The 10,039-nt window shown below is 70.0% G+C and carries 10 protein-coding genes; 3 read left to right on the top strand and 7 right to left on the bottom strand.

Annotated elements, in window-relative coordinates; translation table 11 throughout:
- Nucleotides 1-142: 142 nt before the first annotated feature.
- The 3 genes from AB0C99_RS12695 to AB0C99_RS12685 all read right to left on the bottom strand — a co-directional run bounded on the left by AB0C99_RS12695 (nt 143) and on the right by AB0C99_RS12685 (nt 2,677).
- Nucleotides 143-964 carry a DUF2637 domain-containing protein gene (locus tag AB0C99_RS12695; RefSeq protein WP_362473533.1) on the bottom strand — a complete coding sequence of 274 codons (822 nt, stop codon included), beginning with the start codon at nt 962-964 and terminating at the stop codon, nt 143-145.
- A 127-nt stretch (nt 965-1,091) separates the two neighbouring features.
- Nucleotides 1,092-1,790: an ATP-binding protein gene (locus tag AB0C99_RS12690; protein WP_362473551.1), complete on the bottom strand. Its 699-nt coding sequence runs from the start codon at nt 1,788-1,790 to the stop codon at nt 1,092-1,094.
- Nucleotides 1,787-2,677: a hypothetical protein gene (locus tag AB0C99_RS12685; RefSeq protein WP_362473548.1), complete on the bottom strand. Its 891-nt coding sequence runs from the start codon at nt 2,675-2,677 to the stop codon at nt 1,787-1,789. Before AB0C99_RS12685 ends, AB0C99_RS12690 begins: the two co-directional genes overlap by 4 nt.
- Before the next feature lie 270 nt (nt 2,678-2,947).
- On the opposite strand from AB0C99_RS12685, the gene AB0C99_RS12680 reads away from it, so the two are divergent.
- The 3 genes from AB0C99_RS12680 to AB0C99_RS12670 all read left to right on the top strand — a co-directional run bounded on the left by AB0C99_RS12680 (nt 2,948) and on the right by AB0C99_RS12670 (nt 4,903).
- Nucleotides 2,948-3,232, top strand: coding sequence for a helix-turn-helix transcriptional regulator (locus tag AB0C99_RS12680; protein WP_362473530.1), 285 nt, complete (start codon nt 2,948-2,950; stop codon nt 3,230-3,232).
- A gap of 315 nt (nt 3,233-3,547) precedes the next feature.
- Nucleotides 3,548-3,754 (top strand): helix-turn-helix domain-containing protein, encoded by a 207-nt coding sequence (locus AB0C99_RS12675; protein ID WP_362473528.1) that lies wholly within the window; start codon nt 3,548-3,550, stop codon nt 3,752-3,754.
- A gap of 213 nt (nt 3,755-3,967) precedes the next feature.
- Nucleotides 3,968-4,903: a site-specific integrase gene (locus AB0C99_RS12670; protein WP_362473525.1), complete on the top strand. Its 936-nt coding sequence runs from the start codon at nt 3,968-3,970 to the stop codon at nt 4,901-4,903.
- Nucleotides 4,904-4,981: 78 nt separating this feature from the next.
- Here AB0C99_RS12670 and AB0C99_RS12665 read toward each other — a convergent pair whose 3' ends face one another.
- From AB0C99_RS12665 to AB0C99_RS12650, 4 genes are all read right to left on the bottom strand, one after another.
- Nucleotides 4,982-6,325 carry an AAA family ATPase gene (locus AB0C99_RS12665; RefSeq protein ID WP_362473522.1) on the bottom strand — a complete coding sequence of 448 codons (1,344 nt, stop codon included), beginning with the start codon at nt 6,323-6,325 and terminating at the stop codon, nt 4,982-4,984.
- Complete coding sequence (locus AB0C99_RS12660) at nt 6,322-7,833, bottom strand: hypothetical protein (RefSeq protein ID WP_362473519.1); 1,512 nt, start codon at nt 7,831-7,833, stop codon at nt 6,322-6,324. Before AB0C99_RS12660 ends, AB0C99_RS12665 begins: the two co-directional genes overlap by 4 nt.
- The gene (locus tag AB0C99_RS12655; protein WP_362473516.1) at nt 7,830-8,804 is read right to left on the bottom strand and encodes a hypothetical protein; all 975 of its coding nucleotides are present in this window, start codon (nt 8,802-8,804) and stop codon (nt 7,830-7,832) included. The genes AB0C99_RS12660 and AB0C99_RS12655 overlap by 4 nt, the downstream gene beginning before the upstream one ends.
- 203 nt (nt 8,805-9,007) lie before the next feature.
- Nucleotides 9,008-9,907, bottom strand: coding sequence for a hypothetical protein (locus tag AB0C99_RS12650; protein WP_362473513.1), 900 nt, complete (start codon nt 9,905-9,907; stop codon nt 9,008-9,010).
- Between the last annotated feature and the right edge of the window lie 132 nt (nt 9,908-10,039).

The raw sequence follows: 10,039 nt of genomic DNA, 5'->3' as shown, positions 1-10,039 counted from the left end.
GGGTGATGGCGGGGCGACGATCGCCAGCAGCACAACCACCGAAATCGAGAGTGCCACGGCGGTTCCCCTCCATACTTCTTCGGGTCGGACCTTGGTCCGGGTTGGGGCAACCCGGACCGACCGGAATGGGGTTGACCTGCGGTTATTTCCGGTCAGTGGTGCTCGGGGTTTCGGACGGCCCCTTGGGGACCGTTCCGTCGAGGCGGTTTACAAGCTCCGTGAGCCGTCCGTTGCTGATGGTGTGGCCGGCGGCGCGGAGGGTTGCCCGGATGGCCTTTCGGGTCTGCTCGCCCTCCATCTGCTCGACGATCCGCACGAACTCGTCGAGGTCTCCGGTCGGAGGGCGGCCGACCTTGCGCGGACGTACCGGGGGCTCGACGGCAGTGGCTGCCTCGGTGGCGCGGTCTGGGCCTTCGGTAACGGACGGGGCGGGGACGGGATGCGGGCGGGGACGGTCCCCTTCCCGCGGGTGCTCGGTCACCGCAGGTCCGGCTACCCGAAGATGGCCAAGGTGCGCCTTACGGTTCGGGTAGGCGAGGTGCTGGTGGATCTGGCGCATGAGGACGCCGAAGGCGAGGAGCGCTGCGGTCGGGGGTATGGCGGCGACGACGTAGTCGAGGACGGGGACGTCGGCGGGATCACGGGTGCCGGTGACGCCGGCGACGTTGAGGGCGATGGAGCCGAGGGAGCCGGTGGCTGTGAGGGCGATGGCCCACCAGTCGGGCTTGCAGCGCAGGCCGGCCCGGAGCATGAGGAGTTCGCCGGCGACGACGAAGGCGTCGAGGGTGGCGGGCCAGGCCCACATGCGGGCGGGGGAGTTGCCGAGGCCGTGTTCTCCGGCGACCTCGGCGAGGTGGGCGTAGGAGAGCCAGAAAGAGACGGCGGTGAGGGCGATGATCACGGCACCGGCGGCGAGGAGGACGTACCAGTCGGCGCGGTGCGGGGCAGGGGAAGGCGTGGGCAAGCGGAGACGCTCCAAGGGCAGGGCAGGGCAGGGCAGGGCAGGGCAGGGCAGGGCAGGGCAGGGTGGTGAGACGTCCGTGGTGAGGGGCCGGACGGCTGGGGGAGGAACCGTGGCGTAGCGGCGGGCGTCAGGCGGCGGGTCTGGTGCGGCGGCGGTCGGGGCCGTCGAGAGTGACGCGCTCGGTCATCTGGGCCAGGCGGGAGGCGACGCGGTCGCCGAGGGCCGCCCGCAGCGTGTCGGTGGTGAGGTTGCTGGTGATCAGGGTGGGGCGCAGGTGCTCGTACCGGTGGTTGATCAGCCGGTAGGTGAGCTCCTCGGTCCACTCGCTGGTCTTCGCCGCGCCGAGGTCGTCCAGGAGCAGCAGCGGGCAGCGCATCAGGCTCTGCAGGTCACGCTCGCTGTCGAAGCCGGGGCGCGGGCGCAGCCGGGCGTAGAGGTCGGCGGCAGTGACGGCTTCCCAGCGCAGGCGGACCCCGGCGGCGAGCAGGCTGCGGATGGCGCCGTACGCCTGGTGGGTCTTGCCGGTGCCGGTCGGTCCGACGATTCGCAGCGAGGGGCCCTCCGCGATGCCCGGTGCGCCGCCGGGGCCGGGGCGTCCGGCGCGGGTGATCTCGTCCGCCCAGGCGGTGACCTGGGGGTGGTCGGCGAGGGCGTGGCGGTAGCGGGCGGGGATACGTCCTTCGGCCAGTTCCAGTGCGGTGACCGGCTCAGGTGCCGGCTCCTGGGCGGCGGCGTCGGGGGCGATGCCGCGCTGGGCCAGGATGTCGCCGAGTCGGCCGGTGATACGGGCGGGCTGCTGCGGATCGCGGGTGAGGGTGGTGGTCAGAGTTCACCTCCGTAGGCGGCGACGGTGTCAGTGGGGTTGGTCCACGGCCGGTGGGCAGTGGTGGCGGCGGGGGTGGCGTTCATGGCCTCGTGGACCAGGCTGGGCAGGGTGCTCGGGTGCAGGCCCTTGGCGCGGTGGCGGTCGAGGCCGGCGCGGATGTGGTCCGGGGCGATGCCCTCGGCGAGGAGCTTCTTCACCTCGTGGCCGAGGTGGCCGAGCACGTCCTGCGGCGGGCGGTGGGGGCATCCGGCGGCGTACTCGCCGATCAGGTCCTTCGCCGAGACCGACTGGGGTGCGGGGGCGCTTGCGCCCCCCAACGGGGTAGATCCTAGATCCCTGTTCCTAGGTCCTAGATCCGGACGGTGAGGGCTCACGGAGGGCTCGGTGAGCCCTCCCTGCGGCTGCGGTGAGTGCTCACGGAATTGCCTCTGACCTGCGGATTCGTTGTTCACGGAGGACTCCGTGAGTCCTCCCTGACGACTTGCGGAAGTCTCCACGAGAGCTCCCTGCGCCTGCGGTGAGGGCTCACGCGGAATCCCGAGATCGTGGTGCGGGCACGGGGGCGTCCGGACACCGCTGGGCCGGTTGATCTTCTGGTGCTGGGCGAAGCTGACGATGTGCAGGTACCGCTTGCCGTCCCCGCCCTCGTACCGGCAGATCAGCCCGGCACCGTGGAGCTGGATCAAGTCGTCCTCGACCGCCTCCGGGCCGTGCTCGCGGCGCAGCGACCACAGCTGGCCGGCGATGACGGCGGCCTGGTCGCGAAACCGGCCCTGGTCGTCGGCCTGGGTGAGCAGCCCGAAGAAGGTCCGCTCGGCGGACAGCGACACCGCCGCGAGGGACTCGGACGAGAACGCCTCGGGCTTGATGGTGCGGATACGGGCGATGGCGATCGACCACCTTTCAGGGAGAGGGCCGGGGAATCCGGCGGTGCGGGGGGCATTGCCAACACAGCCACACCTGGGGCGCAGAAGTCCAGACTTTGCACTGGAATTCCGTACAGCCCGGCGGCATGCCGCGTCGGCGAATCCCGCAACTGTAGGGGCGAATTCCCGGTCACCGAAATCGCTGCGAGAAATCGCCGGGTGATTTGCATCGCTCACGGCAGACAGGAATGCCCTTCCGGACCGGCCGGCGCGCAAGCTACAACACCACCCATGCCGCCATGCCCCCTCGCCATCGGATCCGCCGGACACGCCGCCGCTCACGCCATCGAACGCGCCCGCACCGCCCGCGGCTACTCCCAGCGTCAGCTCGCCGCCCGGGTCACCGCACTGGGCCGGCCCATGACCTTCACCGCGCTCTCCCGCATCGAACGCACCGTCCGCCGCTGCGACATCGACGACCTCGTCGCCATCGCCACAGCCCTCGGAATCGCCCCGCAGACCCTCCTCGCCGGCCCCCTCATGCCCCCAGGGGCGGCCGGGGTGGGCGAAATATAGCCGACGATCCCCGGTTAGCGAAACCGGGGATTCTCCGGATGATTGGGGGTCCCGGAACGCTCGTCGTGCCGGTCCCTGCCAGAAGTCTGCCCACCTCCCCAGAGGATGCCTTGCTCTATTTTCCTACGCGCCGATTTCATATTCCCCGCCGCGCACACGTAGCCCCGCTCGCTTCCTCTTCTGCTCCGCTCGGAGATCCTGGCCGTACGTAGAAGCCCTATTCGACGATCTCGCGGAATCGGCTGGGCTTGTTGCCTCCCGTCCCAGTTAGATCTCTCCATTCCCGTCGCTCTTTCTCACGCAAAGGAACCGCCTATGGCCCCGCGCCTGCTGTCCATACCCGCCGTCGCCGCCGCCCTGGACGTTGACCGCCGCACGGTCTACCGCTTCATCGCCGCCGGCGAGCTGCCCGTCGTCGACCTGCGCACAGGACCGGCTCGCTCTCGCGTTCGCGTCCCCGCCGCGAGCCTGGACGACTTCATCAACAGCCGGGCGGTCTCCTCGCCCGCGCGCCGCCACTGACCAGGACCAAGTCCCTCCGTACGCGAAACAGGAAGGAACGGAACCACGTACCTCCGGAAGCTGAACTCCGGCAAATGGCAGGCGACCGTCCGCAACCGGGCTGGAGACCGGTTCAGCGAGTCGTTTCCCCTCAAGGCACAGGCCCGTGCCTGGGGCGCCGAGATGGAGACCCAGTTCGCCCGCGGAAGCATGCGGGACCCCCGAGCCGGCGAAATGGCGTTTCACGAGTGGCACGCCCGCTGGTGGCAGGCCCGTGTCGTCGAGCCCCACACGCTGCGCGGCGACGCCTCCAGCATCAAGAACCACGTGCTGCCCCATTGGGCCGACTGGGAGATGCGGGCCGTCACCCGCATGGAGGTCCAGAGCTGGATCCGTGGACTGGTCGAGAAGGGGGTCGGCGCCTCGGCGATCAAGAGGGCGTACAACCTGCTGTCGTCCATCATGCGTGCGGCCGTCGACGATGATGTCATCGCGGTCAGCCCCTGCAGGAACATCGACCTGCCGCAGATCGCGATCAAGCCCCCGCGATGGTTCACCCTCGACCAGGCGCAGAGCATCGTCGACGAGCTCCCGGCGCCGTGGCGCACCATGTGCCTGCTCGGCTTCTACACGGGCCTGCGCTGGGGCGAACTCGCCGGCCTGCATCGCCATCGGATCGACCAGCGCCGTTCCCGCTTGTTCGTGGTGGAGGTCAACACCAAGAGCGGCATCAAGGAGTACCCCAAGAGTTCGAGGAGCCGCCGGGAGGTCCCGCTCCCACCGCACGTCCTGGACGCCCTCGAACGGCACATTCACCCGCTCGACCGCGACGCCCTGGTCTTCACCACCATCACCAAGGGCCGCGCCGGTCGTCGGCTCGACGACGGCAACTGGCGCCGCCAGATCTGGTGGCCGGCCATCGAGAACGCCCACTACTTCGGCACCGACGGGGAGCAGCTTCCCGTCCCGCACTATCCGCCCCACTCCATGCGCCACACCTGCGCCTCGTGGTTCGTCCAGAAGGGAGTCTCCCTCTACGAGGTCCAGCACCTCCTCGGCCACGAGAGCTTCCAGACCACCCAGCGCTACGCCCACCTGCAGCCGGACGCGCACAAGGCAGTGCTGGCAGCTTGGGAGCGTTTGGACGTCCCGCTGAACTTTGCAGCGTAGACAACTCGTCCTGTCCACTGGCGTGCGTCGGATGCGCGCTGCGCCTACGTACAGGGCGAGCTGAAGGGCGGCCTACAGCTATGGACGAGCTTGTTTCTCCAGGTAGCCCATGACCACTTGGTGCGCCCGCCACCCGTCCGGGAACTTCGGTGGTACGTCGAGGTAGACCGGGCTGCTGCGGGGATGCCGGTCCAGGAGGTCGGTGATGCCGGCGCGGGCCACGACGATGCAGGCGAAGCGGTGGCGGGAGAGCAGGACGCACAGGCGACCCGTCTCCAGATGGAAGGCGGAGGCATCCTGACGGCCGGAGAGCGGGTGCCAGACCAGTGTGACGTCGAACTCGCGGCCCTGGAGACGGTTGGCGGTGTCCACGGTGATGTCCGTGAAACCCCGCTTCTCCAGTCGCGACCGTACCGAGTCCGCCTGGATCGTACGGGCGGCTCCGATCGCGATGCGGGACTCGATGAGCGGCTCTCCGTTCACCAGCGCCCCTCGCTCCAGCAACCGGGCCGCCGTTTCTGCCAGGGCTTCGGCCACCTCGGGGTCATCGTCGAGGGTGTGCCGAGGCGGAAGCTCAAGCAGACCCCAGCCCGACCCGGCCGCGCAGGCGAGGACGGCGTCCGACGGTGTTGCACGGTGAGGTGCGGTGCCGTAGGTGAGGACGCGGTCAGCCGCCTTGGTGCCGGAGATGAAGGAGTAGAAGGGATAGAACGCCTTCTGCACGAGAGGGGCTGCCATCTCCGGCAGCCGCCAGGAGACCGGGAGCTCGTGTCGCAGCAGGTCGGAGTTGTGCGCCAGCGCCACGTCGACGGCGTTGCGCAGCGGGTCCCAGGTCAGTCCCTGCCAGCGGTCGGTGTCCACTGTGGCGAAGGGGTCCAGCTGCCCGGGATCGCCGACGAAGAGGACTTGTGAGTCCTTCTCGGAGAACAGCGGTGCCGTCGCCAGCAGCGCGTCCGACCGCATCTGGTAGGCCTCGTCCACGATGGCCCAGCGCCATGGCGCGCACTTCTCGCGGGGGACGTGCGACCACTTCTTGGCAGTGGAGACGACGACCGGCAGCTCGCGGAGGGCGGGTGCCTCGTTGCTGCCCCGCACGTTGGCGTGCCGGCGCACCCGTTCGGGCAGGACGAAGTCCTTCTTGTGGAGGCGGCCGACGGGGAGGTCCGGGTATTCCCGGGCGATGTTGTCGACCAGGTCGTCGACCTGTTCGTTGGTCTGCGCGACGATCATCACCTGATGGCCGGTCGATGTCAGGTGGCCGGTGGCGCGCTTGACCAGCGTGGACTTTCCCGCGCCCGGTGGAGAGTCCACCACGATGCCGCGTCCGGTGGCCGAGTCCAGGCCGGACAGCACGTCGGCGACCGCCCGGTCAGCGAGGGCGCCGGGTGACGTGCCGCTGTCGGGTTCCGGAGTGGCTGTCATCCCCAGACCTCTTCCGCGTCCTCGTCGGTGGGTTCGTACGGCTGTGGCGGACCGCCGTGGGTCCAGGGGGTGTCCTCCTCAGCCGGGAGCGAGGACGGCATGTTCTTGGGATCGATCGACGTGAAGGTGATCGTCTCGCCGAGGTCGGCCATGGTCCCCTCAGGCGCGGGCGGCTTGCGCTTGTTGCCGAAGCCGCCGTTCAGCTGGATCAGCACAGCGGACCCGGCTCCGTCGGGGGCGACGTCTAGGATCTCGGCCTTCTGCCTCGGTCTTGCCGGGGACTTGACCGCCGTCCCCGCCGCCATGGACACGGGAATTTCGCAGTGCACGGTGATCGTCGGGCGCCACAGCGGGGATCCGGGCCGCGCCCCGGGGATGGTGCGCTCTTCCTCCCGGGCCGTGACCACGCCCGTGAACGCCTCGCCCGTCAGTTCGTACTCCGCCATCACCAGCGGATCGTCATACGCGCGCTCGGCGTCGTACCGCTCCTGAGCCTCCTCCATACGGGCGAGGCGGCGGGCTGCGCCCACCGCGTGATCGCGGCGGGCCTGTGGGCGCCCGTCATCGTCCAGATAGGTCGCGTACTCGCCGAACAGACGCCGGTCGTATGCCCGCCGTTCGGCGACGTGGTCCCCTGCGGGAAGCTCGCGCAACAGGCGGACGCCGTGCCACATCAGCTGCCAGGTCGGCAGCATCTGGGCGTGCAGCTCGCGGTCGATGGTGCGAGCGGCGGCGTCCCGCGCCCGCTCTCCGGTTGCGCCGTCGTACTTCGTGATCAGTTCATCGAGCGTGCGGTCGAAGACCGGGTCGGTCGTCGGCCCGGCGGGCGGCCACGCCGCGGGGTCTTCGCGCTCCCGGGCGGTCTCGGCCCCGGTGCGTCCGGCGGGGGGATCGATCCAGCCGAGCAGGGACGCCAGGTTCGCGTTCTCGGTGGGGCTCTGCCCGGTGGCCCAGTGGGCAGAGAGGGACCGCGTCATGGCCTGGAGCAGGGCGGAATCCGGGAACTCGGCCCGGTCGGCGAACCAGGTCAGCCACTTTCCGAGCAGGGGTACGGATGGGGAGACGGCATGCGGACCATCTGTCGCGCGCAGCCGGGTCAGACGGCCCAGCAGCCGGACGTACGTGATCCCCCCAGCGTTTGGGACGAGGAGCTGGGGTGCACGCAGGGGCCGCTCCCGCTCCTCCTTGTCCTTGCCGCGCCCGACCGTGTACGGCTCTTTCGGCGCGGCGCGGCATTCCTCGAAGTAGGGCAGGAGGAGGTCCGCGAGGCTCTCGACGAAGCCGAAGCGCTCGGTTCGGTCGTGGGGGCGGCGAACCGTCAGAAGCACCGGGTGGTCGGGATCCGTCCCGGCGAGAGCTGCGAGTGGCGCGCAGGCCTCGCCGGCGAGGGTGAGCGGGATGAGGACGAACGGGGTGTCGTCCACATGCTCGTGGCGCACGGTCGTCAGCCGCTCGGCGTATTCCGACGTGGATGCCCGCAGGGCGGCCACCGTGGCGATGACGCTCACGCGGTCGCACCTCCACGCAGTCGACGGAGTCGTTCGGCGGCCCGCAGCCGGATGATGACCGCTTCCTCGGCGGGGCCCGGGGCGCTGGTGCCGTCGAGGTGGCGGAGGGCGGTCCGGGTGGAGTCGATGCCGGGAAGACTGTTGCGCACCACTCCACCCAGTCGGGCCGGGGAGGCGCAGTCAGTAGCCTCGTCCCGGCAGTAGCGGGACATCTCGCAGAACGAGAGGCAGTCGGGGGTGAAGCTTGCGTCCAGCTCCCGCATCGTGGCGTCGATCTCGGCCTTCGGCCGTTCGGTGTCGAGCGTCGCGTCGGGAGAGAGGGCGTGGGCCAGGTCTTCGGCCCGGCGCAGACGCGATAACTGGAACCGCAGGGCGTCGAGTTCCTGGCGGAGGTCGATCAGCTTTCCGTAGGGCCGGTTGGAGAAGTCCTTAGGGCAGATGAGAAGGAACCTGTGGGCGATCGCCTTGGGATCGAGGCCGAGTTCGGTGAAGGTCTGTCGCAGGGCGAGGACGCTGACCGCGGCCTGTTTCGTGGTCTGGGCGACCGCCGAGGGGTTCGCCTGGCCGTCGATGGCCGGAAAGGAGCGGATCTCCACCACGTAGAACTGTCCGCCGGTGCGGTGGCTGAGGGCTTGCGGTATCACGTGGGCGGTCTGACCGGCGACCTCCAGGGTCAGGACGGGGCGGTCCAGAATCAGCCGCTCGTCGGCGCCGGCCGCCAGGCGGTTCAGAAGCCGCCGACTCTCGCCCGCCCGCACCGCGAGCGAAGCGTCGCCGCCCACCTCGGTCAGATCGGCTACCGCGGCTTCCTCGACGGGGACGTCGAGTTGCTCCCGGAGCAGGCGGATGAGCTCCGCGTAGCCGCCCCATTTGACCAGGGCCTCGAAGCTCTGCTCGCGCCGGATCGCGAAGGGGGACTGGCCGAAACGCGGCTCATGGCCAAGGCGTTGGGCGAGCAACGCCTTGTCCACGCCCGCTGCGTCGAGTACGGCGCGGCGGGAGCAGGCCGGGTTGGCCGTGAGGGCGGTGATCTTGCGTGCCGTGTACTCCTGCGGGGGCCGCGGTCCGCGCAGGACGGCGAGCCTTCCCGGAGAGGGGGGAGAGGGGTGCTGCGGAGGCATCTTCTCTTCTTACGCGGAATTCTGTGGCGGCACCGGAGGAATCCGGTAGTCGGTCAGATGGTGAAGCCGGCTGAACCGCGCAGGGCATCGTGCAGGGGCGGGGCCCCGAAGAGCTGCTGTACTTCTGTGAGTTGGCCGCGTGCGCGGTCGGCGGTCGTGCGACGCAGGGAGTAGTCCGCCTCCTGGTGCACTGCGGCCTCCGTGCGTGCTGCGGAGATCACGCGTTCGGGGTCGATTTCCTCGTCGTCGTACGCGCCGGGGATGTTGAGCGCGAAACGGCGCAACAGTTGGCGGGCTGCGCCGGAGGGCGCGTGCCCGGCGACGTCGAGCCGCAGGATCTGCTCGGCGGTGCCGATGGCGTGGACAAGGAAGTCGGCACGCGGGCTCAGTGGGCCGACGATGCGCTGCTCCAGGGGCCAGACGGATACGGCGAGGAGACCGCGGGCGGGGGTGAGCCGGTCGTGGGTGAGGGCGGCACAGATGTAGTAGGGGCGGGCGTAGCCCTGTGCGGTGAAGGACCTTTCCTCGTCCCGGCGGAGGGAGGCGAGTTTCGTCGCGACCAGCGGCTCGGTGAAGAAGGCCTGGTATACGGATGAGATCAGCTTGGGCGACGCGGGAGCGCCGAGCAGGGTGAGTGCCTGGTGCACCTGCTCGCGGACCGGGACGGCGCCGTGGGTGGACTGCTTCCCGTGGGCCTGGAGCCGGAACGAGGATACGGTCCCGGCGGTGGTGGCAGGTGCCGGGGACTCGGCGGGTGAGGAAGGAGCCGCGGCAGGTGGCGCGGCCGCCTCCGCCTCCTCGGCGTCGAGGGCTCGCTCCCACGCGGCCTCCGCCTCGCGCAGTTCGGCGCGGATGCGGGCGGTGGCCGCGTTGTCGCGGGCGCGTCGAGCCTCTCGCAGGAGGGCGCGCAGGCGCGACAGGCGTTCCTCGAGCTCCTCCAGCGATGCGGTCATGGGCGCACTGTACCGTCGATCCCTTTGATTTCCAAGGTTCTCCAAAGAGTTCCAAAGTTGTGCGCTACGCTCGGCGGCACGGCCTCGGGGTTCACGACGGCCGGCCTAACTCCGTGCTTCGGCCGGGAGGGG

Source organism: Streptomyces sp. NPDC048659, assembly GCF_040650575.1.
GTDB lineage: Bacteria > Actinomycetota > Actinomycetes > Streptomycetales > Streptomycetaceae > Streptomyces.
The sequence above is the reverse complement of the archived record's forward strand: the minus strand, read 5'-3'. Positions and strand labels throughout refer to the sequence as shown.

What these genes read in the sequence shown, in the direction of transcription:
- AB0C99_RS12665 (WP_362473522.1), bottom strand. Translation starts at nt 6,325, where the DNA reads ATGACAGCCACTCCGGAACCCGACAGCGGCACGTCACCCGGCGCCCTC.
- AB0C99_RS12670 (WP_362473525.1), top strand. Translation starts at nt 3,968, where the DNA reads ATGGCGTTTCACGAGTGGCACGCCCGCTGGTGGCAGGCCCGTGTCGTC.
- AB0C99_RS12675 (WP_362473528.1), top strand. Translation starts at nt 3,548, where the DNA reads ATGGCCCCGCGCCTGCTGTCCATACCCGCCGTCGCCGCCGCCCTGGAC.
- AB0C99_RS12680 (WP_362473530.1), top strand. Translation starts at nt 2,948, where the DNA reads ATGCCGCCATGCCCCCTCGCCATCGGATCCGCCGGACACGCCGCCGCT.
- AB0C99_RS12650 (WP_362473513.1), bottom strand. Translation starts at nt 9,907, where the DNA reads ATGACCGCATCGCTGGAGGAGCTCGAGGAACGCCTGTCGCGCCTGCGC.